The 23,874-nt window shown below is 73.3% G+C and carries 24 protein-coding genes; 15 read left to right on the forward strand and 9 right to left on the reverse strand.

Features of this window, described 5'->3' with window-relative positions; translation table 11 throughout:
• Positions 1 to 74 precede the first annotated feature (74 nt).
• Positions 75 to 1,151: a right-handed parallel beta-helix repeat-containing protein gene (locus tag ACZ3IL_RS25800; RefSeq protein ID WP_467393915.1), complete on the forward strand. Its 1,077-nt coding sequence runs from the start codon at positions 75 to 77 to the stop codon at positions 1,149 to 1,151.
• A gap of 80 nt (positions 1,152 to 1,231) precedes the next feature.
• Entirely contained in the window at positions 1,232 to 2,278 is a 1,047-nt protein-coding gene (locus ACZ3IL_RS25805) for a methyltransferase (protein WP_467393917.1), read from the forward strand.
• Between the two features lie 145 nt (positions 2,279 to 2,423).
• Here the strand turns inward: ACZ3IL_RS25805 and ACZ3IL_RS25810 are convergent, their stop codons facing one another.
• The 7 genes from ACZ3IL_RS25810 to ACZ3IL_RS25840 are packed head-to-tail and all read right to left on the reverse strand — an operon-like array spanning position 2,424 to position 7,684.
• Positions 2,424 to 2,756 (reverse strand): TcmI family type II polyketide cyclase, encoded by a 333-nt coding sequence (locus ACZ3IL_RS25810; RefSeq protein ID WP_467393919.1) that lies wholly within the window; start codon positions 2,754 to 2,756, stop codon positions 2,424 to 2,426.
• 24 nt (positions 2,757 to 2,780) lie between these two features.
• Positions 2,781 to 3,260 (reverse strand): SRPBCC family protein, encoded by a 480-nt coding sequence (locus ACZ3IL_RS25815; RefSeq protein ID WP_467393921.1) that lies wholly within the window; start codon positions 3,258 to 3,260, stop codon positions 2,781 to 2,783.
• Position 3,261: 1 nt separating this feature from the next.
• Entirely contained in the window at positions 3,262 to 3,522 is a 261-nt protein-coding gene (locus ACZ3IL_RS25820) for an acyl carrier protein (RefSeq protein WP_467393923.1), read from the reverse strand.
• A gap of 22 nt (positions 3,523 to 3,544) precedes the next feature.
• Positions 3,545 to 4,792: a ketosynthase chain-length factor gene (locus ACZ3IL_RS25825; RefSeq protein ID WP_467393924.1), complete on the reverse strand. Its 1,248-nt coding sequence runs from the start codon at positions 4,790 to 4,792 to the stop codon at positions 3,545 to 3,547.
• Positions 4,789 to 6,057: a beta-ketoacyl-[acyl-carrier-protein] synthase family protein gene (locus ACZ3IL_RS25830; protein WP_467393926.1), complete on the reverse strand. Its 1,269-nt coding sequence runs from the start codon at positions 6,055 to 6,057 to the stop codon at positions 4,789 to 4,791. Before ACZ3IL_RS25830 ends, ACZ3IL_RS25825 begins: the two co-directional genes overlap by 4 nt.
• On the reverse strand, positions 6,054 to 6,521 hold the full coding sequence (locus ACZ3IL_RS25835) for a cupin domain-containing protein (protein WP_467393928.1): 468 nt from the start codon (positions 6,519 to 6,521) through the stop codon (positions 6,054 to 6,056). The genes ACZ3IL_RS25830 and ACZ3IL_RS25835 overlap by 4 nt, the downstream gene beginning before the upstream one ends.
• Before the next feature lie 53 nt (positions 6,522 to 6,574).
• Complete coding sequence (locus ACZ3IL_RS25840) at positions 6,575 to 7,684, reverse strand: SchA/CurD-like domain-containing protein (RefSeq protein WP_467393930.1); 1,110 nt, start codon at positions 7,682 to 7,684, stop codon at positions 6,575 to 6,577.
• A gap of 230 nt (positions 7,685 to 7,914) precedes the next feature.
• Here ACZ3IL_RS25840 and ACZ3IL_RS25845 point away from each other — a divergent pair, with 230 nt between their 5' ends.
• The 7 genes from ACZ3IL_RS25845 (at position 7,915) to ACZ3IL_RS25875 (ending at position 15,450) form a co-directional block, all read left to right on the forward strand.
• Positions 7,915 to 9,570 (forward strand): FAD-dependent oxidoreductase, encoded by a 1,656-nt coding sequence (locus ACZ3IL_RS25845; RefSeq protein WP_467393932.1) that lies wholly within the window; start codon positions 7,915 to 7,917, stop codon positions 9,568 to 9,570.
• A gap of 221 nt (positions 9,571 to 9,791) precedes the next feature.
• The gene (locus ACZ3IL_RS25850) at positions 9,792 to 10,961 is read left to right on the forward strand and encodes a baeRF3 domain-containing protein (RefSeq protein ID WP_467393934.1); all 1,170 of its coding nucleotides are present in this window, start codon (positions 9,792 to 9,794) and stop codon (positions 10,959 to 10,961) included.
• A gap of 413 nt (positions 10,962 to 11,374) precedes the next feature.
• Positions 11,375 to 12,754, forward strand: a complete 1,380-nt coding sequence (locus ACZ3IL_RS25855; protein WP_467393936.1) for an APC family permease — start codon at positions 11,375 to 11,377, stop codon at positions 12,752 to 12,754.
• Positions 12,755 to 12,941: 187 nt separating this feature from the next.
• Positions 12,942 to 13,094 carry a hypothetical protein gene (locus tag ACZ3IL_RS25860; protein ID WP_467393938.1) on the forward strand — a complete coding sequence of 51 codons (153 nt, stop codon included), beginning with the start codon at positions 12,942 to 12,944 and terminating at the stop codon, positions 13,092 to 13,094.
• A 197-nt stretch (positions 13,095 to 13,291) separates the two neighbouring features.
• Complete coding sequence (locus ACZ3IL_RS25865; RefSeq protein ID WP_467393940.1) at positions 13,292 to 14,275, forward strand: Rieske (2Fe-2S) protein; 984 nt, start codon at positions 13,292 to 13,294, stop codon at positions 14,273 to 14,275.
• 55 nt (positions 14,276 to 14,330) lie between these two features.
• Positions 14,331 to 14,876 carry a DUF1360 domain-containing protein gene (locus ACZ3IL_RS25870; RefSeq protein ID WP_467393942.1) on the forward strand — a complete coding sequence of 182 codons (546 nt, stop codon included), beginning with the start codon at positions 14,331 to 14,333 and terminating at the stop codon, positions 14,874 to 14,876.
• 106 nt (positions 14,877 to 14,982) lie between these two features.
• The gene (locus ACZ3IL_RS25875; RefSeq protein WP_467393944.1) at positions 14,983 to 15,450 is read left to right on the forward strand and encodes an SPW repeat domain-containing protein; all 468 of its coding nucleotides are present in this window, start codon (positions 14,983 to 14,985) and stop codon (positions 15,448 to 15,450) included.
• Here ACZ3IL_RS25875 and ACZ3IL_RS25880 read toward each other — a convergent pair.
• Both ACZ3IL_RS25880 and ctaD read right to left on the reverse strand, forming a co-directional pair.
• Positions 15,447 to 15,881, reverse strand: a complete 435-nt coding sequence (locus ACZ3IL_RS25880; RefSeq protein ID WP_467393946.1) for a hypothetical protein — start codon at positions 15,879 to 15,881, stop codon at positions 15,447 to 15,449. The genes ACZ3IL_RS25875 and ACZ3IL_RS25880 overlap by 4 nt on opposite strands.
• Complete coding sequence (ctaD, locus tag ACZ3IL_RS25885; RefSeq protein ID WP_467393948.1) at positions 15,878 to 17,605, reverse strand: aa3-type cytochrome oxidase subunit I; 1,728 nt, start codon at positions 17,603 to 17,605, stop codon at positions 15,878 to 15,880. The genes ACZ3IL_RS25880 and ctaD overlap by 4 nt, the downstream gene beginning before the upstream one ends.
• A gap of 363 nt (positions 17,606 to 17,968) precedes the next feature.
• Here ctaD and ACZ3IL_RS25890 point away from each other — a divergent pair, with 363 nt between their 5' ends.
• From ACZ3IL_RS25890 to ACZ3IL_RS25915, 6 genes are all read left to right on the forward strand, one after another.
• Positions 17,969 to 18,430, forward strand: coding sequence for an SPW repeat protein (locus ACZ3IL_RS25890; RefSeq protein ID WP_467393950.1), 462 nt, complete (start codon positions 17,969 to 17,971; stop codon positions 18,428 to 18,430).
• A gap of 264 nt (positions 18,431 to 18,694) precedes the next feature.
• The gene (locus ACZ3IL_RS25895; protein WP_467393952.1) at positions 18,695 to 19,564 is read left to right on the forward strand and encodes an oxidoreductase; all 870 of its coding nucleotides are present in this window, start codon (positions 18,695 to 18,697) and stop codon (positions 19,562 to 19,564) included.
• 195 nt (positions 19,565 to 19,759) lie between these two features.
• Positions 19,760 to 21,268 (forward strand): right-handed parallel beta-helix repeat-containing protein, encoded by a 1,509-nt coding sequence (locus ACZ3IL_RS25900; RefSeq protein ID WP_467393954.1) that lies wholly within the window; start codon positions 19,760 to 19,762, stop codon positions 21,266 to 21,268.
• Between the two features lie 275 nt (positions 21,269 to 21,543).
• The gene (locus tag ACZ3IL_RS25905; RefSeq protein WP_467393956.1) at positions 21,544 to 22,590 is read left to right on the forward strand and encodes a PucR family transcriptional regulator; all 1,047 of its coding nucleotides are present in this window, start codon (positions 21,544 to 21,546) and stop codon (positions 22,588 to 22,590) included.
• Positions 22,591 to 22,791: 201 nt separating this feature from the next.
• Positions 22,792 to 23,298, forward strand: a complete 507-nt coding sequence (locus ACZ3IL_RS25910) for a hypothetical protein (protein WP_467393958.1) — start codon at positions 22,792 to 22,794, stop codon at positions 23,296 to 23,298.
• A 64-nt stretch (positions 23,299 to 23,362) separates the two neighbouring features.
• A partial coding sequence (locus ACZ3IL_RS25915; RefSeq protein ID WP_467393960.1) for a flotillin family protein occupies positions 23,363 to 23,874 on the forward strand: 512 nt, incomplete at its 3' end.

Consider the following 23,874-nt stretch of genomic DNA (forward strand, 5'->3'; position numbering starts at 1 on the left):
TCATCCGGGGGACAGCCCGCCCGGCCGGGGGATCAACGGTGGCGGGCCGGGTGACCCGCTCATAGCTTCGGCACATGACCCAACGACAGATCGCCCCCCTGGCGTGCGCCGCGGCGCTCCTGGTCGCCGGCCTGGGCGCCGCCGCCCCGTCGGCCGCCGCCCCGTCGGCCGCCGGCCCCACCGTGCACCGGGTGAAGCCCGGCGAATCCATCCAGAAGGCCCTGGACGCCGCGAGGCCCGGGGACACCGTCGTCCTCTCCCCCGGCACCTACCGCGAAAGCGTCACCCTCACGACGCCGGGCCTGACCCTGCGGGGTTCGAGCGTCTTCCCCACCGTCCTCGTGCCCGGCGCGAAAGCGGGCGGCGCGTGCGCCGGGGCGGGCCACGGCATCTGCGTGACCGGCACGGAGGGGCGGCCCGTCGAACGCGTCACCGTCCGCTCCCTGACCCTCAGGGGCTTCGCCAGGAACGGCCTGTGGGCGTCGCGGACCGACCGGCTGCGGGTCCAGGGGGTGACCGCCGAGAAGAACGGCAACTGGGGCATCGCCCAGGAGCGCTCGACCCGGAGCGTACTGAGCCGCAACACCGCCCGGGACAACGGCGACGCCGGCCTCTTCGTGTCCAACACCACCGACACGGAGCAGGGGGCCGTCGACACCGGGGGGACCGTGATCAGCGACAACCGTCTGTCCGGCAACCGGATCGGCCTCACCGTGCGGCGCCTCCGGAACCTGACCGTCGACCGCAACGAGGCGACCGGCAACTGCGCCGGGGTGTTCGTGGTGGGCGACGAGTCCACGCCGCGCGCCGGGGCGATGAGCCTGCGCCGCAACCACCTCCACGCCAACAACACGTACTGCCCCAAGACTCCCCGGCTGCCCTTCCTCCAGGGCTCCGGGCTCGTCCTCACCGGCGCCGAGGAGACGCTGGTGACGGGGAACCGGATCGAGGACAACAGGGGCACCTCCCCGCTGTCGGGCGGCATCGTGCTGTTCAAGAGCTTCGTGGGCGCCCTCAACGAGCGCAACGAGATCCGCGACAACGTCGTGCTCCGCAACGGCGCGGCCGACCTGGCCGTCCGCGACACCGGCACGGGCAACACCTTCCGCGGCAACACCTGCGGGGTCTCGGAGCCCGCGGGGATGTGCTGAACGGACCGCCGCCCCTCCCTCACGACCCCTCCTCCCGCACGACCCCCACCCCCGGCACGACAGAGAAGGCAGAGCGACACATGACGACCGTTGACCCGGTGAGGACCGCCGACACCGCTCCCCCGCCGCCCATGCGGCTGCGGGAGCTCGTCTTCGGCGCGGCGTGCGCCGCCGCCGTCCGCGCGGCCGCCCGCCTCGGCGTGGCCGACGCCCTGGGCGACGCGCCCGCGGCCGTCGAGGACCTGGCGGCGGCCGTGAAGACCCCGCCGCACACCCTGCGGCGGCTGCTGCGCGCCCTGTCCTCCCAGGGGGTCTTCACGGAACTCCCCGACGGCACGTTCGGGCACACGGAGATGTCCCGGCTGCTGCGCGAGGACGACCCGCACAGCCTGCGGTACATCGCGCTGTGGTGCACCGAGCCGTGGACGTGGGAGGTCTGGCCGAAGCTCGACGAGGCCGTGCGCTCCGGCGGCAACGTCTTCGAGGACGTGTTCGGCAAGGAGTTCTTCCCCTACCTCAACGAGGACGCGCCGGAGTCCGCGTACGTGTTCAACCGGGCCATGACGACGTCGAGCGAGCAGTCCGCGCGGGACGTCGCCGACCTGCTGGACCTGGAGGGCGCGTCGACGGTCGCGGACATCGGCGGCGGCCAGGGCCGCGTCCTGGCGAGCCTGCTGGAGCGGCACCCCGCCCTGCACGGCACGCTGCTCGACCTGCCGGGCGTGGTGGAGAACCCCGACCCGAGGCTGCGTCCGGGCGGCGCGCTGGCCTCCCGGGCCCGGGTCGTGGCCGGGGACTGCCGCGAGGACATCCCGGTCGAGGCCGACGTGTACGTCCTCAAGAACATCCTGGAGTGGGACGACGACAGCACCCGCAGGGCGCTGGCCGCCGTCCGGAGGGCGGCGCGGCCCGGCGCCCGCGTCGTCGTGATCGAGAACCTGGTGGACGACACCCCGTCGATGAGGTTCACGACGGCCATGGACCTGCTGCTGCTCCTCAACGTCGGGGGGGCGAAGCACACCCGGCGGAGCATGACGGAACGGCTCGAGGACGCGGGACTGGTCATCGGCGGGGTCCACCCCGTCAACGCCTACCTGCACGCCTTCGAGTGCACCGTTCCCGTCTGACCGGAGGCCCGGGGCCCCGGGGACCCGCCTGACCGGAGGCCCGGGGACCCGTCCGACCGGAAGGCCCGGAGAAGGGCCGGAACCCGAGGCCGCCGGCCCCGCTTCGTCGCGGGGCCGGCGGCCTCGGGTCTTTCGTCGTGCCCGTTCAGGAGCCGGCGTCCCGGTCCCAGCGGTAGAAGCACTGCGCCATGGCGTCCTTGGGCCCGCGCCACGTCTCCGGGTCGTACGCGCTGACGTACGCCGAGAGGCGCTCGCTGACGCTCCGGAACTCCGGGTGCCCGGTCAGCTTCGCGATGGCGGGCGCCGGGTCCCGCTCGGACTCGATGAGGTGCAGGTAGACGTCGCCGAACTGGAAGAGGCTGCGCCGGGAGACGCCCACCAGGTGGGGCAGTTCGCCGCGGTCGGAGGCGGCGAACACGTCGGCGATCGCCGGCGCCGAACCGGGCGCCATGCGGGCGACGATCAGGGCGTGGTGCATCGGGTGTCCTTCCTGGTTCCGCGATCAGCCGGGGACGACCGGCGTCTGCCGGCGCTCGCGGGCGACCTGCTCGATGCGGTCGCGGATGAGGGCCATCTGCGTGCGGGAGTTGCGGTTGATGTTGTCCGTCATCCACTCGTCGTCGACCGGGGCGTCGGGCTTCATCGCGAAGTCCTGGACCCAGCGCATGTGGACGCCGTCCGGCTTCTCCACGTACTCCCAGCGGATGTCCATGTGCGCGAAGGGCCCGGTCTCGACGCGGCGGGCCCGGACGGTCCGCCCGTCGCGGTCCACGGTCCGCTCCGACACCCAGCTCCAGACCTTCCCGGCCTCGTCCGGGTGCATGGTCAGGCGGAAGGTGGTCGTGTCGCCCTCGCGGGAGAGCACCTCCAGGGAGGCGTACTCGCTGAAGAGGCGGGGCCAGTTCTCGATGTCGTTGGTCATGTCCCAGACGAGGTCCAGGGGGGCGTCGATGACGACGCTGTTGTCGGTGTGTCCCGTCATGTCAGACTCCGGCCTTGAGGGTGCTGTTGACGAGGCCGACGAAGTCGGCCGGGGTCTTGCTGCGCTCCGCGTCGGGGGGGAGCGCCACGCCGTAGCGGTTCTCCAGTTCGCCGACGATGCCCAGCAGACCGAGCGAGTCGACGCCGAGGGAGCCGAAGGGCACGTCCGGCGCGGCGGCCAGCTCTCCGGGGTCGACGGTGACGCCGGCCGACTGCTTCATCAGCGCGGCCAGCTCGTCGAAGGTCAGTTCGGTGGTGCTCATCTGTACTCTCCTTCCCGCCCGTTCACCGGGCGGCTTCGTCGCCGCGGCGCACGACCAGCGCGGCGTTGGAACCCATGAGGCCCCGGCTGAGGACGAGGGCCGTCCGCAGTTCGGCGGGGCGGGCGCGGGACACCACCAGATCGAGGTCGTGGCAGGTGTCGAACACATAGGGGGTGGGGGGCACCAGACCGTGTTCCATCGCCAGCACGGCGGCGGCGGTGTCCAGGACGGGTGCCCCGCAGTAGGCGCGGCCGATGCCGGTCTTGGGCGCCGTGACGGGCACCCGGGCGGCGTGGGCCCCGAGGGAGTCGGCGAGCGCCAGCGCCTCGGCGCGGTCCGCCTCCGGCACGCCCAGGGCGTCGGCGAAGACCACGTCGACCTCCTCCGGGGCGCAGCCCGCCTCGTCCAGGGCGACCCGGATCGCGCGGGCGAGTCCCTCCCGGGACTCCTCCCAGCGGGAGGCGCCGGTGAACGTGGCGCCGTGACCGGCGACGACGGCCCGGACGGCCGCCCCCCGGTCCCGGGCGCGGTCCTCGTCCTCCACGACGAGCATCGCGCCGCCCTCGGCGGGCACGAAGCCGCGGGCGCCCGCCGTGAAGGGGCGGTAGGCGCGGTCCGGTTCCCCGGCGGTGCTGAGCTCGGGGTAGCCGAGCTGGCACACCATCGAGTACGGGGCGAGGGGTGCCTCCGCCGCCCCGGCGACCACCACGCCGGTCCCGCGCCGTACGGCGCGGGCCGCGTGGGCGAGGGCGTCCAGGCCTCCCGCCTCGTCGCTGGCGACGACCCCGCACGGACCCTTGAAACCGCCCCGGATGGAGATCTGGCCGGTGCTGGCGGCGTAGAACCAGGCGATGGACTGGTACGGGCCGACGAACTTCGAGCCCCGGCCCCACAGCTTCTGCAGCTCGCGCTGGCCGAACTCGCCGCCGCCGGAGCCGGCGGCGGTGACCACCCCGATGGAGAAGGGGTCCTCGGCGGCGTCCCGGCCGAGGCCGGCGTCGTCGAGGGCGAGCGAGGCCGCCGCCATGGCGTAGTGGCTGAACCGGTCGGTCTGGACGAGGAAGCGGTCCTCGATGAGGGCCGAGGCGTCGAAGGACCTGACCTCGCCCGCCACCTTCAGCGGGAGGTGTTCGCACCCCTCGCGGGTGATCCGGTCCAGGACGCCGACGCCCTCCTGGACGGACTTCCAGTAGGTGTCGGCGCTCAGGCCGTTGGGGGCGATCACCCCGATGCCGGTGACGGCGGCCCGTCTCGGCTGCTCCGTGCTCATCGTGTCCTCCCTGCCGGCTCCGTCAGGAGCACCGCGGACTGGAAGCCCCCGAAGCCGCTGCCCACGGAGAGCACGTTCCTCAGCTTCCGGGAGCGGGCGGTGCGCGGCACGTAGTCCAGGTCGCACTCGGGGTCGGGGACCTCGTAGTTCGCCGTCGGGGGGACCACCTGGTGCTTCAGCGCGAGGACGCACGCGGCCACTTCTATGGCGCCGATCGCCCCGAGCGAATGTCCCACCATGGACTTGATGGAGCTCATGGGGGTGTCGTAGGCGTGGGCGCCCAGGGAGCGCTTGACGGCGGCGGTCTCGTGCCGGTCGTTCTGCCGGGTGCCCGAGCCGTGCGCGTTGACGTAGTCGATCAGCGTGGGGTCGACGCGGGCCTGTGCGAGCGTGCCGTCGATGGCCCGGGACATCTCGATCCCCTCGGCCGTCAGACCGGTCATGTGGTAGGCGTTGCCGTAGGTGGCGTAGCCCCCGATCTCGCAGTAGACGTGCGCGCCGCGGGCCCGCGCGTGCTCGTACTCCTCCAGGACCAGGACCGCCGCTCCCTCGCCCATGACGAAGCCGTTGCGGCGGTTGTCGAAGGGCTTGGAGGCGTGCGCGGGGTCGTCGTTGTCGGGGGACGTCGCCTTGATGGCGTCGAAGCAGGCCATGGTGATCGGTGAGATCGGCGAGTCCGACGCCCCCGCGATGCAGACGTCCGCCCGGCCCTCCTGGACGGTGTGGAAGGCGTAGCCGACCGCGTCGAGGCCGGAGGTGCAGCCGGTGGAGACGGTCTGCACCGGACCCCTGGCCCCGAACCGCTCGGCCACGACCGAGGCGAGCGTGCTCGGCGAGAACGCCAGGTGGAGTTTCGGCTCGGCCGCGCGGTGGTCCACGTCCCACCGCTGTCCGCCCGCGCTGACCAGGACGTAGTCGTGTTCGAGCCGGGTGGTGCCGCCGACGGCGCTGCCCAGGGAGACGCCGACGCGCCACGGGTCCTCCGTGCCGGTGTCGAGCCCGGAGTCGCGCACCGCTTCCCCGGCGGCGACCACCGCGAACTGGATGTACCGGTCGGCGTGCAGGCTCAGTTCCGGGTCGAGACCGTGGTCCGACGGGTCGAAGTCGCACTCGGCGGCGATGCGCGACCGCAGCCCGGCCGGATCGAACAGGGTGATGCCGCGGGTCGCGGTACGGCCTTCGGCGAGGAGGTCCCAGAACGCCGCCGCTCCGGTGCCGCCCGGAGCGACCACACCGATCCCGGTGACGGCCACTCGCCGGTTCACTCGATGGCCCCGCTTCGTTCCGGGACCTGTCCGGGGCCGCCCACGGTCAGCTGGGGTCCGGCGGCGGGCCCGGCGTCCCCGGTGACCTCGGTGTCGACGTGGCCGAGACTCGGGTGCGGGGCGAGCGGACCCAGGTGGAAGACCATGCGGGCCTCCTGGCCGCCGACGTTGCGGAAGCGGTGCCGCATGTCGACGGGGATCAGGAGCCCCTGATCGGTCCCGAGCGTGTGGGTCTCTCCGTCCAGGTCCACCTCGAGGGTGCCGGAGACGACGTACACGAACTCCTCGGAGTACGGGTGGTAGTGCTCCCCGATGCGCTCGCCGGGCTGGACGATGGCCAGGCCCATGAAGCCGCTGGTGGAACCCACGGTGGCCGGCGTGAGCATGGCCCGCAGGTCACCTCCGCGCCTGCGGTTGGGCTCTGTCTCGTTCAGGCTCACGATGCGGGGATGCTGCTTGAGCATGGTTGATACCTCCGGGTGTGGCGGGGGCGTCCGGACGGGGTTTCGGCCGTCCGTCAGGAGTCCGCCGAGGTGCGGTCGGTGACGGGCAGCATGTCGGCGTGCGACAGGAGCCGGTTGATGTTGCGGTCCGTCGTGAGGGACCCCTCGACGCCGATCGCGGCGCCGTCGAGGAGGCTTTCGAGCTCCTCGGCCTTCCCGGGGCCGCTGAGGCCGAGGGAGGCGGCGGGGTCGAGGTCGATGTCGCCCGTGATGTCGATCAGGCGCACCACGAGGTCGTCGCGGTGGAATACGGTGCTGCTGTGCACGGGGTTGCGCGGGTCCTCCGCCGCGGCCTCGTCCTGGTGGGCGAGCAGCCGGGCGAGCTCCATCCCCCGGCCCTCCTTGGCCGGGTAGTACAGGGCGTGGCGCCGCAGGCCGGCCGGGGCGGGGCGGTCGGCGACCACGTGGTGCACGGCCGGGAGCGCGGCCCGGGTGAAGAAGACGCGCGCCGAGTCGGGGTCGGTCAGGTCCCGGTCCTGCTCCAGGTACGGGTTGAGGGCCTCCTCGACCGCGCGCACCTCCGGCTGGCGGGCGACGTGGCGCAGGGCGGCGAGGAGGTCGCCCTCCACCTCGACGGCCCGCACGACGCGGTTGCCGTGCATGAAGAGCGAGGTGCGGCGCAGCCGGGTGGTCTCGTCGACCCGGGCCTCGGGCGAGTCGTACCCGGCCAGGAGCTCCGCGACCTTCGACTCGCTGCCGGGCTTGACGGTGAAGGTGAGGGCGTGGCGCGCCACCCCGTCGCCCACGCGGGCCGCGACCTCCGTGAACTCGGGGGTCACGGCCCGGGTGCCCGTCTCCCGGAGGATGCTGTAGCGCATCGACCGGGTGTCCCGTACGCAGCTGTGCATGGGCCGGACGGTCTCGACGTGCTCCTCGCTGTTCACCCAGGCGAGGAACGGCGGGGCGCTCTCCCACTCGCTGGTGATGAGCCACTGCGAGGGGTTCTCGATGGACTGGCAGAGCTGGTCGCTGATGTGTCCGGGGATCGAGGCGACCTGCTTGCGCATGAGCTCGTACGCCTCCAGGAACTGCTGCTGGGCTCCTTCGTACAGGTCGAGCAGCAGGATCACCCGCAGTCTGGAGCCGTCGAACGCCGACTGCGAGATACGTGCCGAGATGGTCATCCGGCGCACCTCTTCTTTCTTCGTGGGAGGCGGAAGAGACCGCCGTGCCGGAGGGCAGGGGTCGTCATATGCCGATCGTCGGTGCGTCCCCGCGGGTCGCGCGAGTCCCACGGGGCGGATGAGTGAACTGCGCGTCATTCGGGTGCCCCGGACACGCGAACCGGTTCCCCGAGGGCATGGATCTCCACCCCACCCCCGACTCGCGTCACAGGTGACGCTGGAGGCACTCGATGAACCGATTCGAAGGGTCCGGCGAGGCCGAGCACCGTACGCCCGTCCTCATCGTCGGCGGCTCTCTGGTGGGCCTCTCGGCCTCTTTGTTCCTCGGTCGCCTCGGCGTGCCGCACACGCTCGTCGAGCGGCACGCCGGCACCTCGATCCATCCGCGCGGACGCGGCAACAACGTGCGCACGATGGAGCTGTTCCGCACCGCCGGGGTGCGGCAGCGCGTCCGGGAGGCCGCCTCGGTCCTGTCGTCCAACAACGGCATCCTCCAGGCTCCGGCGCTGACCGGCGACACGGGCGAGTGGCTGTTCAGGGAGATCGACCCCGGCGGCGGCCTCGCCCGCTTCAGCCCCGCGGAATGGTGCCTGTGCAGCCAGAACGACCTGGAACCGGTCCTCCTGGAGAGCGCCCGGGAGCTGGGCGGGGACCTGCGGTACTCGACGGAGATGCTGTCGTTCGAGCAGGACTCCGAAGGAGTGACCGCCCGGCTCAAGAGCCGGGAGACGGGCGAGCACACCACCGTCCGGGCGGACTACCTCGTCGCGGCGGACGGGCCGCGCAGCCCCGTGCGCGAGCGGCTCGGCATCGGGCAGACCGGCCCGGGCGACCTGTTCCACAACGTGAGCGTCACCTTCGTCTCGCGCGGTCTCGCGGACGTCGTCGGCGACCGGCGCTTCATCGTCTGCTACCTGACGGACCCGGACGGGGACGGGGCGCTCCTCCCGGTGGACAACCGGGAGCGCTGGGTGTTCCACGCGCCCTGGCACCCCGAGCGCGGCGAACTCCTGGAGGACTTCACGGACGAGCGGTGCCGGGAGCACATCCGGCGGGCCGTGGGCGTGCCGGACCTCGACGTGGAGATCACGGGCCGGGCCCCCTGGCACGCGGCCGAGCGGATCGCCGAACGGTACGCGGACGGCCGGGTGTTCCTCGTCGGCGACGCGGCCCACGAGATGCCGCCCACCGGCGCGTTCGGCTCCAACACCGGCATCCAGGACGCGCACAACCTGGCCTGGAAGCTGTCCGCCGTCCTGGGCGGCTGGGCCGGGCCCGGTCTGCTCGCGTCCTACGACGCGGAGCGCCGCCCGGTCGCGGAGGCGACGAGCGCCCGCGCCTCGTCGCGTTCGGTCGAGCACAGCCACCCCGGCTACGCCCCCGGTCCCGAGGCGGAGGGCCGCGGGAGGAAGGGCGGAATCCTGTCCGTGGTCCTGGGCTACCGCTATCCGCGGGGCGCGGTCCTGGGCGCCGACCGGGAGCTTCCGGTCGTGCCCGACGGCCTGCGCCTGACGGGCGAACCCGGCACCCGGGCCCCGCACATGTGGCTGGAGCGCGCCGGGGACCGGATCTCCACGCTGGACCTGTACGAGCGGACCCCGGTGCTCCTGAGTTCCGCGGGCGCCGCCGGCGCGTGGCACGACGCCGCCGTGCGCGTCGCGGAGGAGCTGGGGATCCCCCTCGTGTCGTACCGGATCGGCGGGGGGCCCGGCGCCGAGCTGTCCCCCGAGGGGGACGCGGACTGGTCCGGGCCGCACGGCGTCACACCGGCCGGCGCGGTCCTGGTCCGTCCGGACGGTTTCGTCGCCTGGCGTTCCGAGGGCCCCTCGGAGGACCCCGGGTCGGCCCTGCGGACGGCCCTGGCGGCGCTCTTCGACCGGGGGTGACCCCGCCCCCGTCCCGTCCGGCGGGCCCCCAGGCGGGCCGGGGCGGCTCCGGCGCCGGCACGCCCCGGCCCGCGCCCGGGGAACTCCCGGGCGTCCGGCGGGGCGGAGGGGGGCGGGCGTGCCCCGGCCCGCGCGCCCGGGGGACTCCCCGTGGACTCGCGGGGTTCCCCGGTGACTGATTTCCTGTAGGCGATCCCCCTTCGCACCGGAAGGTCCGCATCATGCACGTCAGCGCACTCACTCCCGCCGTCCTCGCCGATCTGCGGCGGCCGCGTCCGTACCCGGCGATCTCCCTGGTCATGCGGACGCATCCGCGCCGGGGGGTGGACGAGGACCGGGTGCGGCTCAAGAACCTGCTGTCCGAGGCGCGCGCGCAGCTCGACGCCGATCCGCGGGTGGGCCGCGAGGAGCGGCTGGAGCTGCGGGCCAGGCTGGAGGAGACCGAGGTCCTCGGCCGGGACGACGTGTTCCTGCACGCCGGGGACGGCCTGCAGGTCCTGCTCGCCCCCGGCGAGGAGACGCAGGTGTGGGAGCTCGACGGCCAGGAGGACGTCCCGACCCGCGTCGAGTTCGCCCCGACGTTCCTGACCCGCTACCTGGTGGCGGCCCGCGAACGCTCGGCGTCCTACTGGGTCCTGGTCCTCGGCCTGGACACCTGCCGCCTCCACCAGGGGTCGGGCGGGCGCCTGTTCGAGGTCGAGGAGTACGGCTTCCCGGCGGAGCCCGCGATCCCGGACCACGAGGACGCCATCCCCGGGCCGATCACCGACTTCCCGTCACCCGCCCGCGACGAACGCATCCAGCAGTACATGCGCGCCGTGGACGAGAAGCTGTCCGCCCCCCTCGCCGCGCGGCGGCAGCCGCTCTTCCTCGTCGGGGGCACGAAGCTCCTGGCCGAGTTCGACGGCGTGAGCCGGCACACCGGCCAGGTGGACGGCCGGCTCGACCTGGCCGGCCTGGACGAGGTCTCCCCCGCCGTCCTGGCCGAACGCCTGGAACCGGTCCTCTCCGAGTTCCGCGAACGGAGGGCGCGGCAGGCGCTCCAGGACCTCGACGACGCCCGCGGCCGCAAGCAGTACGCCGCCGGCCTGCAGGACGTGTGGGTCGCCGTCGCCGACCGCCGGGTCCGTCTCCTCGTCCTCGAGGAGGGGCTGCGCGCCGCCGGCGCGGTGGCGGAGGACGGCCGCGGTCTGCGTCTGGTCCCGCTGCCCGACGAACCCGGCATCACCGACGGCGGCACCGCCGGCCGGGAGCAGGCCCCGGACGGGGTGGTGACCGACCTGGTCGACACCCTGGTGGAGAACGCCCTGGACGCCGACGCCTCGGTCCGCTTCGTCCCCGACGGCACGCTGGACGCGTGCGGGCGGGTCGCGGCGGTCCTGCGCTACTGACGCGCGGACGGGCCCGCCCGGCCCCGACTGCGCTCCGGCCCCGGGGAAGCCCCCGGCGCCCCGGGAGGGCGCCGTCCGGCGGAAGGAACGTTTCTGCATATACGTGCGCCCACGGGTGAGAGGGGCAGGGCCCGCACCGGAACACGGACCTCGGCGTCCGGACCGTCCCGGGGGCCCTCCCGGACCGTGTCCGGCGAGGAGGAGGCGACGGAACCGGTCGCCCGGCACGGAAAGCGGAGGACGATGCAGAAGTGGAAGGAACGGGCCGGCGAAATCGCCGCCCGTGGAGCGGTGCCCGCGCGATCGCGCCGCGGCGCCGGCGCACGCCCCTCGGCCGGCGGCCCGGCCACCGGGACGGGGACGGCCCGCGGCGGCCCGGCGCGCCCGCCGCTGCGATCCGGGCCGGGCGCGCGGTGAGCGCCGGAACCGACGGCGCGTCCCCGCCCGGACTGCGGCGCGCCCTGACCACTCCCCTGCTCTACTTCTTCATCCTCGGTGACGTCCTGGGCGCCGGGGTGTACGTACTGGTGGGGCAGGTCGCCGCCGCGTCCGGGGGCGCGGTGTGGGTGCCGCTCGCCGTGGCACTGGCGCTGGCCCTGCTGACCGCCGCCTCCTACGCCGAGCTGGTGACGAAGTACCCGAGGGCCGGCGGCGCCTCCCACTACGCCACCCGGGCGTTCGGCCCGGCGGTCGGGTTCGTCGCGGGGTTCTGCATGCTGGCGGCCGGCGTCGTCTCGGTCGCCGCGCTCGCCCGCGGCTTCGCCGGCGACTACCTCGCCGCCTTCGTCACCCTGCCCGTCGCCCCGGTCGCCGTGGTCTTCCTCGTCCTCCTCGCCCTCGTCAACGCCCGGGGCATCCGGGAGTCCACCCGCGCCAACGTGGTCGCCACCCTGATCGAGGTCGGCGGCCTGGTGGTCATCGTGGTGCTGGGCGCCCGGCTGCTGCTGCGCGGGGAGGGCGACCCGGGCCGCCTCGTCCAGCTCGGCACGCCCGGGAAGGGCGCCGCGGCGGCCGTGCTCAGCGGTTCCGTCCTCGCCTTCTACTCCTTCGTCGGCTTCGAGACGTCGGTGAACGTCGCGGAGGAGACCCGGGATCCCCGGCGCTCCTACCCGCGTGCCCTGTTCGCCGCGCTCGCCACCGCCGGGGCCGTCTACGTCCTGGTCGGCGTGGCCGCCTCGGCCACCGTGCCCACCGGCGTCCTCGCCTCCTCCAGCGGCCCCCTCCTGGAGGTCGTCCGCGAGGCCGGCGGCGTCCCCCCGCGGCTGTTCGGCGCCGTCGCCCTGATCGCCGTCGCCAACGGAGCCCTGCTCACCGGCATCATGGCGTCGCGCCTGGCGTACGGAATGGCCCGCGACGGGCTGCTGCCCACCGCCCTGACCCGGGTCCTGCCCGGCCGCCGCACCCCCTGGGCCGCGATCGCCGCCACCACCGTCCCCGCCCTCCTGCTGGCCCTGACCGGCAGCGTCGCCACGCTGGCGTCCACCCTGGTGCTGCTGCTCCTGGTGGTCTTCCTGATCGTCAACACGGCCGTCCTCGTCCTGCGTTCCGACCCGGGCGAACCCGGCCACTTCCGCGCTCCGACCGTGCTGCCGGTCCTCGGAGCCGCCTCCTGCGTCCTGCTCGCCACCCAGGTGGAGGCCGGTGTCTGGCTGCGCGGCTCGGTGGTGCTCGCCCTCGCGGTGGTCCTCGCCGCCGTCGCGGCCCGGCGCCGCCGCCGTCCGGGGGCGAGGACCCCGGGCGCGCAGGACCCGGCGGCGGGGACCCCGGAGCCGAAGGAGGAGACGGGCGCCTGAGGCGCTCCGGGAGGCACCGTCCCGGCTCCTGTTCCGTCACCGCGCCGGGGAGAACCCGGCGCGGTGACCCGTTCGGGAGCGTCTTCGCCTCGTGCGGTCCGCGATGGCCTCCGGCGGGTAGACGTTCCCCGGGCACACGCGCGGTGCCGCACGTCCGTACGCGTCACACCGAGGAAAGGAGCGAACCATGCGGGAGAGCACCCCGTCACAGGCGGAGGGCGAGCGCCCCGACGACGACCCCCCGGAGGAGGCGGGCCACCGGGACGCGGAACCCGAGCGCACGACGCCGTCGCAGGCCGAGGGAGAACGCGAGCCGGACAGCGAGGAGGGGACCGCGTAGCGGTACCGTCCGGCGGGCCGGAGCCGGTCCGTCCCGGCGCCGGCCCGGGTCCGAGCCGGGTCCGGGCCGGGTCCGGGCCGGCGGGTTCCGGCGGGTCCGGCGCTCCTCGTACGGCGGGGGGCGCGCGGCGGACGGGCGCGCGACGGGGAACGGCCTCCGGACCGTTTCGCCGGTGCCCGAACGGTTAGAGGCGGTTCATGACTCATGAACCGGACATCAAGGACCGTGTCCCCGCGGGCGACGCCGTACGACGAGTGCTGGAACGCGTCCTGCCGTCGGCGTCGGGCCCCGGCGGGGTCCTCCGGGGCATGGACCGCCTGGAACGCGCCACCGCCCTCGACGCCTGTGCCGGACGGCTCCGCGACGCGGTCCGCTCGGTCCCCCTGGGCCGCGGGAGGGACGTGCTGCACGGGCGCTGGCTGGGCCACCCCGTCCACCCGGTGATGGTGCAGGTGCCGATCGGCGCCTGGTTCTCGGCGGCCGTGCTCGACGCGGTGCCGGGACAGCGGCGGGCGGCCGGCACGCTGATCGGCGTGGGGCTCGTGGCCGCGCTCCCCGCCGCCGTCGCCGGCTGGGTCGACTGGGCGGAGCTGCAACGCCGTCAGGCACGGGTCGGGCTGGTGCACGCGGCGGCGAACGCCACGGGGGTGGCGCTGTACGCGGGCTCCCTGGCCGCGCGGGTGCGGGGCCGGGCCGCCCTGGGCAGGGTCCTGGGGTTCGCCGGGCTGACCGCCGTCGGCCTGGGCGGGGCGATCGGCGGCCACCTGGCATACCGGCAGGGTTCCGGCGTCAACCACGCGGCGTCGGTCCCGGAGCTGGTGGAACCGGGGTGGCACGAGATCGGCGAGGCCGGGGACCTCCCCCTCGGGCGGGCGGTCCGGCGGCACGCCGGCGACGTGCCCGTCCTGGTCGTCCGTGAGAGCGCCGACCGCGTGCACGTCCTGGCGGACGCGTGCAGCCATGCCGCGGGTCCCCTGTCCGGGGGCACGGTCGAGGACGGCTGCGTGCGCTGCCCGTGGCACGGGAGCGCCTTCCGCCTGGAGGACGGGTGGAACGTGCGCGGTCCCGCCACGGCCCCCCAGCCCGTCTTCGACACCCGGATCACCGGCGGCCGGGTCGAGGCGAGGCTGCGCTCCCCCGAGACCGGGGACCCGTCCGCCTCCTCCCGCGACGAGGTCTGAGGCCGCCCGTACGGGACGGTCCCGCTCCTCACCCCTACTCGACGGAGACTCTCACGTGAACCGTGAAACACCTGGAAAAGCCGCCCCCCTGCGCCGGTTCGGGGAGGCGTTCCGGCGTGTGGGCAGGGCCTACTCGCCGCAGGAGGAACGCCGGCTCGGCGGGCACCTGGGAGCCGTCGCCGCCTTCGGCGCGTACACCGCCGCGTGGGGCGTGGCGGCCCGCGTGCGCGGGGCACGGCTCCCGGAGCGCCACGATCCCCTGGACGTCCTGATGACGGCGGCGGCCGTGTTCCGGCTGGGGCGACTGCTCAGCAAGGGGTCCGTCACCAGCCCCCTCCGGGCGCCCTTCACGCGCTACGAGTCGGCGACGGGCCCCGCCGAGGTGGGCGAGAGCCCCCGGGGAGGGGCCTTCAGGTCGACCGTGGGCGAGCTGGCCACCTGCCCGTTCTGCCTGAGCGTCTGGCTGACGGCCACCTTCACGGGTGCCCGTCTGCTGTGGCCGGGCGCCACGCGGACCGTGACGGGCGGTCTCGCCGTCCTGGCGGCCGCCGACACCCTGCAGCTCGGTTACGACTGCCTCCTGCAGAAGAACGCCGAGTGAGGCGGGCCCCGGTGCGCGCGTGACGGCCGCCCCGGGAGGAGTCGGGGCCGGGCGTCGTGGGTAGTCGCACGCGGCCCCTGTTCCGATCGGGAGAAGAGGAGAGATCATGGCGATCGACATCGACCGGGGAACGGCCTTCCGCGCCCCGGACCGGGCGCACGCGACGCGCAAGGGCGTCCACGACCAGATCCTGGGCCTGCTGATGCTGCTGGCGTCGGTCGTCCTGCTGGTCTTCCTCATGGCGACGCAGGACGGGCCCAAGGACGCCCAGGTGAACGAGTGGGTCGTGGGGCTCGTCGTCGCCTTCGCCGCGGGCACGCGCGTGTACCGCGGCGGAGGCGTGCTGTCCGACGCGCTGGTGGGCCTGGCGGGCGTGTGGCTGCTCCTCTCGCCGTTCGCCCTCGACGCCCAGGACACGGCCCTCGACACGGGGACCCGCACGCTCGACATCGTGATGGGGAGCGTCCTGGTGGTCCTGAGCCTGTTGTCCGCGGCGGTCTGGTGGACGGACCGCCGCGGGACGGACCGGAGCGCGCACCGGACGGACCGGGGCGCGCACCGGCGCACTTCCTAGACCGCGCTCCGGGCCAGGAACGACACCACGACCGTCACCGCTCCGCACGCGCCCAGCGCGGCGGCGACCAGCCGGCGGCGGAGGAGTTCGTAGCGGCGGGCGTACTCGTGCCGGAGTTCGCCCGCCCGCGCGACGGTGTCCTCGAACATCCGGCGCCGCACGGCGAGGTGCTCCCGCGCGAAGGCGCGGGCCACCTCCGACCGCTCCTGGGGTCCCAGCCACGGGAACCGGCGGGCGAAGGCGGCGCCGGCCTCCACGGCCTCGGTGCCGGCCCGCCGCGCGAGCAGGTACCCCTCGATCCGGGCGATGCCCTCGGCCGCCTCGTCGGTCAGGGCGCACGGGACCGCCCGCCCTTCCGCGGCCGGCGCGGAGGCGTCGCCGCCGGCGCGGTCCGCGGAGCGCCGCGGCTTCCCGGGACCGTACGCGGTCATGCGTTCCGTCCGGAGCCGGGGCCGTCGTGGGTGGCGGCGCCGGAGTCGTCGAACACGTCCCGCTTGTGCGTCTTGCCGTGGTCGAGCGCGGCCATCGCGGGGTGGTTGAGGTCGAACGCGGGGGACTCGGAGCGGATGCGGGGGAGGGTGACGAAGTTGTGCCGGGGTGGCGGGCAGGAGGTGGCCCACTCCAGGGAGCGGCCGAAGCCCCACGGGTCGTCGACGGTGATCCGGGGCGCGGTCCTGGCCGTCTTCCAGACGTTGTAGAAGAACGGCAGGGTGGAGGTGCCCAGGAGGAAGGCGCCGATGGAGGACACCGTGTTCAGGGCGGTGAACCCGTCGGCCTCCAGGTAGTCGGCGTAGCGGCGGGGCATGCCCTCGGCACCGAGCCAGTGCTGGACGAGGAAGGTGCCGTGGAAGCCGACGAAGAGCGTCCAGAAGTGGATCTTCCCCAGGCGCTCGTCGAGCATCGTGCCGGTCATCTTGGGCCACCAGAAGTAGAACCCGGCGAACATCGCGAAGACGACCGTGCCGAAGACGACGTAGTGGAAGTGGGCCACGACGAAGTAGCTGTCCGTGACGTGGAAGTCCATCGGGGGCGAGGCCAGGATGATCCCGGTCAGCCCGCCGAACAGGAAGGTGACGAGGAAGCCGATCGACCACAGCATGGGGGTCTCGAAGGAGAGCGAGCCCTTCCACATCGTGCCGATCCAGTTGAAGAACTTCACTCCCGTCGGGACCGCGATCAGGAAGGTCATGAAGGAGAAGAACGGCAGCAGCACCGCGCCGGTGGCGAACATGTGGTGCGCCCACACGGTCACCGACAGGCCCGCGATGGCGATGGTGGCGCCGACGAGGCCGACGTAACCGAAGATCGGCTTGCGGGAGAACACGGGCAGGATCTCGGTGACGATCCCGAAGAACGGCAGCGCGATGATGTAGACCTCGGGGTGCCCGAAGAACCAGAAGAGGTGCTGCCACAGCAGCGCCCCGCCGTTGGCCGGGTCGAAGACGTGCGCGCCGAACTTGCGGTCCGCCTCGAGCGCGAACAGGGCCGCGGCGAGGACGGGGAACGCGAACAGCACCAGGACCGACGTCAGCAGGACGTTCCAGGTGAAGATCGGCATCCGGAACATCGTCATTCCCGGCGCGCGCATGCACAGGATGGTGGCGATGAAGTTCACCGCTCCCAGGATCGTGCCGAAGCCGGCGAACGCCAGCCCCATGATCCACATGTCACCGCCCACGTAGGGCGTGCGCTCCCCGCCGCTGAGCGGCGTGTAGGCGGTCCATCCGAAGTCCGCCGTTCCCTGCGTGGTGAAGATTCCCGCGAAGGCGATCAGCCCGCCGAAGAGGAACAGCCAGTACGAGAACATGTTCAGCCGCGGGAAGGCCACGTCGGGCGAGCCGATCTGCAGCGGCATGATCGCGTTGGCGAAACCGGCGAACGTCGGGGTGGCGAAGAGCAGCAGCATCACCGTCCCGTGCAGCGTGAACACCTGGTTGTACTGCTCCGGCGAGACGATCTGCAGACCGGGCCGCGCCAGTTCCGCCCGGAGCACGAGCGCCAGCAGGCCTCCCAGCAGGAAGAACACGAACGACGTGATCAGGTAGAGGTGCCCGATCTTCTTGTGGTCGGTCGTCGTCAGCCAGTCCACGACGATCGCCCCCCGCGTCCTTCTCTTCACGGGTACGAGGGTGGGTGGCTCCGTGGAGACGGCCATGAGAACTCCCGGCAAGGAATCAGGTGAACACACAGGGGTGGAACGACCATAAAGGCGATGACTCCGGGCAAATGACCGGAACACGGGCGATCGCTTCATCTCACCTCCCCCAGCGGCCGCGACCTGCGGCTTTCCCGCCCCCCGGAGCGGAGAGCACCCGAACGGCGGGCGCGCGACCGGCCCGGCGCACGCCCTCGGAGAGGCGCGGCGCACGCCCCCGGAGAGGCGCGGACCGGCGAAGGGGAGCACTCCGGCCGACCGCCGCGAAGCCCCGCCCAGGCATGCCTCAAATACACCCATTCAGGTGTTTATTATGCTTTTATGGGTAAGGGTCGTGTAAACATCCCTCTTCCGGAGGCCATCATGGCGTCAACCCACCGCGCACCCATCGAAGAGCACCCCGACCTGATGGAACTGCGCGCCCGGCACGACCGTGCCGCCGCCACCCCACGGGCGCAGATGATCGAGGCCCTGGCCCTCCTCACCGGCCTCTACCTCGCCGCCTCCCCGTGGATCGTCGGCTTCGACGGCTTCACCACCCTCGCCGTCACCAACCTCATCGCCGGCGTCGCCTACATGCTGCTGCTCGGCGGTCTCGGCAACTCCTACGAGCGCACCCACTCCATGGCGTGGGCCGCCGCCGCCGTGGGCGTCTGGACCTGCGTGGCCCCCTGGGTCGTGGCCGGCGACGTCGCCCACACCCGTTCCATCACCAGCAATCTGATCACCGGCGCCCTCGCCACCCTCCTCGCCCTGGCCGCCGCGTCCGCCGCGCGCGACCACAGCGGCGGACGGGAGCGCCGCTCCTCGTCCGGCAACCGCTGACACCGCGCGACCCACGGCACCGCCGGGAAGGACTCCTTCCCGGCGGTGAGCCGGATGCCGGCACCCCCGTTCCCTGGGCGCCGGACGAGCGGCACCGGTCGGCGGGGCTCCGCCGAGGCCCCGTCCGGTCCCGGCGGAGGCGGTGACCCCGGCACCGAGGAGTCCGACGCCGATGTGGCCGGAAAGGAGACACGGCCGGGCGGACGTCGGGCATCCTCGCAGGGCGCCGCCCCGAGCGCGGCGCCCGAGAACCGGGGAGAGAGATTGAACACGCAAGATCCGACGTCGGCCACGCGCGCGTCCGGCAAGGTGTGGCTGATCACGGGGGCCACGTCCGGCTTCGGCCGGTGCATAGCCGAGGCCGCGCTCGAAGCGGGCGGGACGGTCGTGGCGGCGGCCCGCCGCCCGGAGGCCCTGGACGACCTCGCTTCCACCCACCCCGACCGGCTGGTTCCGGTCGCCCTGGACGTGACCGACGCCACCGGCGCCGACGCGGTGGTCGACGCGATGGTGGAACGATTCGGCAGGATCGACGTCCTGGTGAACAACGCCGGGCGGGGCCTCGTGGGCGCGGTGGAGGAGACCACCGACGAAGAGCTCCGGGACCTGATGGAACTGCACTTCTTCGGACCCGCCCGCCTCACGCGCGCGGTCCTGCCGCACATGCGCGGCCAGAAGTCCGGCGCCGTGGTGCAGATGAGCAGCATGGGCGGACGGCTGACCTTTCCCGGGGTCGGCGCCTACTCGGCCTCCAAGTTCGCCCTGGAGGGGCTGACGGAGGCGCTCGCCGCCGAGGTCGCCCCGTTCGGCGTCAAGGTGCTCATCGTCGAACCCGGTGCGTTCCGCACCTCGTTCGCCGGTGGCGGCGCTCTGCGGCAGACGGCCGAGATGCCGGAGTACGCCGAGACGGTCGGGGCCGTGCGGACGGGTCTGCCGGACAGCGACGGCAAGCAGGCCGGCGATCCGGCGAAGGCCGCGGCCGCCATCCTGAAGGCGCTGGACAGCGAGAACACCCCGCTCCGGCTCGCCCTGGGCAACGACGCGTTCGACGCGATCACCGCCCACGCGGAGGCCGCCCTGGCGGAGGTCCGCGCCTGGGAGCCGGTCAGCCGTGGCACCGACTTCGACGCCTGACGCCTGACGTCCGACGTCCGGCACCGACGGGGCGGGGGTTTCCCCCGCCCCGTTCTCACGTGAGCGAACTCTCCCGGGAGACGGCCAATCGCCCAGTGGGCGATCGAAATTCGATCAATCGACAAAGGTGCATTGACTCGATCATCCGTCGCGCCTAGCTTCTGGCGGCACAGACCCCCAGAAGGGCGTGACGTCATGGTCATCAGAACTTCCCGGAGACGAGGGGTGGCGGGCCGCGTGCTCGCCGCCGCCGCTCTCGCGCTCACCAGCACCGTCGCTCTCGCCGCCGTACCCGCCTCGGCCGCGGGAAGCACCACTCACGTGGACTGCTCCGCTCCGGTCGCCGGAGACGGCAGCCTCGCGTCGCCGTTCAACAGCATCGGCCAGGCCAACGGGAAGACGTACGCTCCGGGCGACACCCTCGCCTTCGCGTCCGGCACCACGTGCACCGGCTCCCTCGCCCCCCGGGGCAGCGGCACCGCCGCCGCCCCCATCACCCTCACCGCCTACGGCACCGGCGCACTGCCCGTGATCGACGGCAACGGCGGCGCCGACGCCGTCTCCTTCACCAACCAGGACCACTGGCGGATCAGCGACCTCCGGCTCACCAACCCGGCGTCCTCGCTCTCCCGCCGCACCGGCCTGCGGATCTCCGCCACCGACGGAACGGCACACCGCGGTTTCGACGTCGGCCGCCTCGTCGTCGACCACGTGGCCGGCCAGACGAACAAGAACAGCCCGACCACCGAGGACTTCGTCCAGTCCGCCGGCATCGTCACGGGCGCGAGCGGTGCGAACTCGACCCTCAACGACATCCACGTCCACCACAACCGGATCGCCGACACGGGCGGCGGCGGCCTCAAGATCCGTGTCGGGTCCATGGCCGTCAAGGGCTCCGGCGTCCTGATCGAGCACAACGTCATCAAGGACGTCGGCGGCGACGGCATCATCGCCAGCTACGCCACCGCGCCCATGATCCAGTACAACAACGCCTCCGGCGTCGGCAACGGCGCGTACCCCTTCTCCGGCGGCAACTTCGCCGGCATATGGGTGCTCGGCGACCACGATCCGACCATCCAGAAGAACGCCGTGTACGGCATCACGCGGATGTCCGTGGCCGACAGCCAGGCGTTCGACTGCGACTGGGGCAACACCGGGACCTGCACGATCCAGTACAACTTCAGCCGCGACAACATCGGCGGCTTCTTCCTCGACTGCGACGGGTGCGGCACCATCGGCGGCGCCAAGCAGGTCATCCGCTACAACATCTCCGAGAACGACTGCCGCATGAGCAGCGTCAGCGCCGGCCGCTCCGCCCTGCACATGTACAACAACGTCCTCTACTGCACGGACAAGAAGTTCAGCATCACGCTCCCCGACGAGAGCGTCGTCGAGAACAACATCTGGGTGGGCACCACCGACTCCCGGCTCCCCACCGGCAGCGGCATCACATGGCTGTGGAACGTCTTCCAGGGCGTGCCCCGGCCGACCGCCAACGGCATCACCGGCGACCCGCGCTTCGTGAACCCCGGCACCGGGGGCGACACGATCGAATCCGCCGACGGCTACAAGCTGCGCTCCACCTCCCCCGCCCTGAACAACGGCTCCGTGATCAGCGGCAACGGAGGCCGCGACTACTGGGCGAACCCCGTGTCCGGCACCGCGAAACCGCACCGGGGCGCGTACAACGGCCCCGGCCTGTAGCCCGGGACGGCTTCCATCCGGCGGCCGCCCCCGTGCCCTCTCCCCCGGCCCGAGGCGGTACGGGCGGAAGGGCACGGGGCACGGCGGGGGCGGGGGCCGGACCGGGTGGGCGGGACGGCACGGAGCGCGGACGGCGAGGGGGCACCGACGCTCCCCGCCGTCCCGCCCGTACCGGTGACGGGCGCGGACGGGCCGCGTGGCACCCTTGGTCCCCGCACGCCGGGAACTCGTCGACGGCGCGCGGGCGAACCGGAGGGGCCGTGACGAAGCGGGAAGTGACCGTAGACCATCTGAAGGGGTACGCCGAGATCCTGACGGAGGTGTGCGCGACCGGCCGGCGGCTGACCCGTGAGGAACGGGAGGCGCTGCGGTCCCGCGGGGAGCGGGCCGCCGAGGCCGGCACCGGACTGCGGAGCCTCGTGAAGGCGCACCTCTCGGCCGCCCGGGACGTGCACGCGACCCTCCCGAAGACCGCCGCGGGACACCTCCTGAGCGCCGTCGAGCAGGCCGTCGACGCGTTCGCCGAAGGACACGAACGGGCACAGCGCCTGGCCGTGCGGCAGGAAGAGGCGGCCCGGCGGGAGTTCATCGACGACCTGCTCTACGGACGCAGCGACCTCGGCCGGCTCGCCGAGCGCGCCGAACGGTTCGGGCTGCTCCTGTCCCACGCCCACGCCGTGGCCGTCGCCCAGGGCCCGGAGCCGTACAGCGACGGCTACGCGGTCACCCGTGCCGTCGAGTCCTCGCTCCTGGCCCGCTTCGGCGACCGCCGCATCCTGCTCACCACGAAGGACGGCCGGCTGATCTGCGTCGCGCCCGCCGGCGAACCCGAGGTCCTGGCCCACTTCGCCAAACAGGCGTACGCGGCGACCGACGGCGGCAGAGTGGCCGTCGGACGCCCCCACCCGGGCGCGGGCGGCGTCGTCCACTCCTACGAGGAAGCCCTCAACGCCCTCGACCTGGCCGACCGCCTGCATCTGGACGCGCCCGTCCTGCACGCCGCCGACCTCCTCGTCTACCCCGTCCTGACCCGCGACCGCCAGGCCATGGCCGACCTCGTGCGCACCGTGCTGAGCCCCCTCCAGCAGGCACGCGGCGGCGCCGGACCCCTCCTCGACACCCTCACCGCGTACTTCGACACCGGCTGCGTCAGCGCCCAGGCCGCCCGCCTGCTCGGGCTCAGCGTGCGGGCCATGACCTACCGCCTCGACCGCATCCACCGGCTCACCGGGGTGGACCCCTCCGACCCCGTCCAGCGCTACACCCTGCAGACGGCCGTCATCGGAGCCAGGCTCCTCGACTGGCCCGGCAATCCGCTGTGACGCGGGCCCGGACGGACAGCGGCGGCCCGCCGGACGCCCGGCCCGAATGCCCGGCCGCCTTCGCGGGCGAATCCGCCCGCGCGCGGAGGCGGCATGAAGAACGCGTAAAGATTGCCGGAACCAGGCAGTGAAGGCGCGCTCCTCCCCGTGGAACCATCCCCGTGACGGGCAAGAGGCCGGCGGGACGGACGGGGTGACGCCATGGTGTGGTTTCTCGGTTTCGGCCTGGTGGGTCTCGTACTGCTCGTCCTGTCCCTGATGTTCGACGGGGTGCTGGAAGGCGCCCTCGACGGACTGGGGGGAGGGCTGGACGGGTTCCTGTCATTGCCGGTGATCGCCGGTTTCGTGTCGGCCCTCGGGTTCACGGGGGCGATCACCATGGGGGCCGCCGGTGCGGGGGCGGGGGCCGCCACCGGTGCGGGCGTGGTCGCGGGGGGCGTCGTGGGGTGGGGCACCTGGCGGTTCGGCCGGGCCCTGCTGCGCGACGGCGGCGCGCCCGCACCCCGGGGCGAGGACCTCACGGGCACCAGCGGCACCGTGGTGACCGCGATCCCTGTTGCCGGCTACGGCGAGGTGTTGCTGTATCTGGGCGGGCAGCCGGTGAAGTACGCGGCGAGGGCCGCCGTGCCGGTGGCGCGGGGCACCGAGGTGTGGGTGGAGTCCGTCCTGTCGCCGACGTCGGTTTCGGTTCGCCCCGTCGAACGCTGATCCGCCGCCCGTCCCCGTTCTCCGTCCGACCCACTTCATCCGGCAACAAGCAAGGGGATTCCGCATGAGTCCTGTCCTGACCGCGGTCCTGGGGATCGTCGTCCTCGTCGTCCTGCTCGGTCTCGTCGTCGTCACCCGCTACAAGGTGGCCGGTCCCAGCGAGGCGTTCATCATCACCGGCCGGCGCGGCAAGCAGGCCACCGATCCGGCCACCGGGCGCGTCTTCACCGACAACAGCGGCCAGAAGGTCGTGGTGGGCGGGGGCGTGTTCGTCGTCCCCTTCGTGCAGCAGAAGTTCACCCTGGACCTCTCCAGCCGGCACATCCCGGTCGCCGTGCGCGGCGCGGTCACCCTGCGCGGGGTCAAGGCGAACCTGGAGGGCGTCGCGATCGTCAAGGTCGGCGGCACCGAGGACTCCATCCGGGCCGCCGCGCAGCGGTTCTTGATGCAGCAGGACGGCATCGTCGGCTTCACCCAGGAAGTGCTGTCCGGGGCGCTGCGTTCCATCGTGGGCCGGATGTCGGTGGAGGACATCATCCGCGACCGTGCCGCGTTCGCCGGGCAGGTCGCCGAGGA

It is taken from the genome of Streptomyces sp. NPDC014907 (genome assembly GCF_055562975.1).

What these genes read in the sequence shown, in the direction of transcription:
- ACZ3IL_RS25800 (WP_467393915.1), top strand. Translation starts at nt 75, where the DNA reads ATGACCCAACGACAGATCGCCCCCCTGGCGTGCGCCGCGGCGCTCCTG.
- ACZ3IL_RS25805 (WP_467393917.1), top strand. Translation starts at nt 1,232, where the DNA reads ATGACGACCGTTGACCCGGTGAGGACCGCCGACACCGCTCCCCCGCCG.
- ACZ3IL_RS25810 (WP_467393919.1), bottom strand. Translation starts at nt 2,756, where the DNA reads ATGCACCACGCCCTGATCGTCGCCCGCATGGCGCCCGGTTCGGCGCCG.
- ACZ3IL_RS25815 (WP_467393921.1), bottom strand. Translation starts at nt 3,260, where the DNA reads ATGACGGGACACACCGACAACAGCGTCGTCATCGACGCCCCCCTGGAC.
- ACZ3IL_RS25820 (WP_467393923.1), bottom strand. Translation starts at nt 3,522, where the DNA reads ATGAGCACCACCGAACTGACCTTCGACGAGCTGGCCGCGCTGATGAAG.
- ACZ3IL_RS25825 (WP_467393924.1), bottom strand. Translation starts at nt 4,792, where the DNA reads ATGAGCACGGAGCAGCCGAGACGGGCCGCCGTCACCGGCATCGGGGTG.
- ACZ3IL_RS25835 (WP_467393928.1), bottom strand. Translation starts at nt 6,521, where the DNA reads ATGCTCAAGCAGCATCCCCGCATCGTGAGCCTGAACGAGACAGAGCCC.
- ACZ3IL_RS25840 (WP_467393930.1), bottom strand. Translation starts at nt 7,684, where the DNA reads ATGACCATCTCGGCACGTATCTCGCAGTCGGCGTTCGACGGCTCCAGA.
- ACZ3IL_RS25845 (WP_467393932.1), top strand. Translation starts at nt 7,915, where the DNA reads ATGAACCGATTCGAAGGGTCCGGCGAGGCCGAGCACCGTACGCCCGTC.
- ACZ3IL_RS25850 (WP_467393934.1), top strand. Translation starts at nt 9,792, where the DNA reads ATGCACGTCAGCGCACTCACTCCCGCCGTCCTCGCCGATCTGCGGCGG.
- ACZ3IL_RS25860 (WP_467393938.1), top strand. Translation starts at nt 12,942, where the DNA reads ATGCGGGAGAGCACCCCGTCACAGGCGGAGGGCGAGCGCCCCGACGAC.
- ACZ3IL_RS25865 (WP_467393940.1), top strand. Translation starts at nt 13,292, where the DNA reads ATGACTCATGAACCGGACATCAAGGACCGTGTCCCCGCGGGCGACGCC.
- ACZ3IL_RS25875 (WP_467393944.1), top strand. Translation starts at nt 14,983, where the DNA reads ATGGCGATCGACATCGACCGGGGAACGGCCTTCCGCGCCCCGGACCGG.
- ACZ3IL_RS25880 (WP_467393946.1), bottom strand. Translation starts at nt 15,881, where the DNA reads ATGACCGCGTACGGTCCCGGGAAGCCGCGGCGCTCCGCGGACCGCGCC.
- ctaD (WP_467393948.1), bottom strand. Translation starts at nt 17,605, where the DNA reads ATGGCCGTCTCCACGGAGCCACCCACCCTCGTACCCGTGAAGAGAAGG.
- ACZ3IL_RS25890 (WP_467393950.1), top strand. Translation starts at nt 17,969, where the DNA reads ATGGCGTCAACCCACCGCGCACCCATCGAAGAGCACCCCGACCTGATG.
- ACZ3IL_RS25900 (WP_467393954.1), top strand. Translation starts at nt 19,760, where the DNA reads ATGGTCATCAGAACTTCCCGGAGACGAGGGGTGGCGGGCCGCGTGCTC.
- ACZ3IL_RS25910 (WP_467393958.1), top strand. Translation starts at nt 22,792, where the DNA reads ATGGTGTGGTTTCTCGGTTTCGGCCTGGTGGGTCTCGTACTGCTCGTC.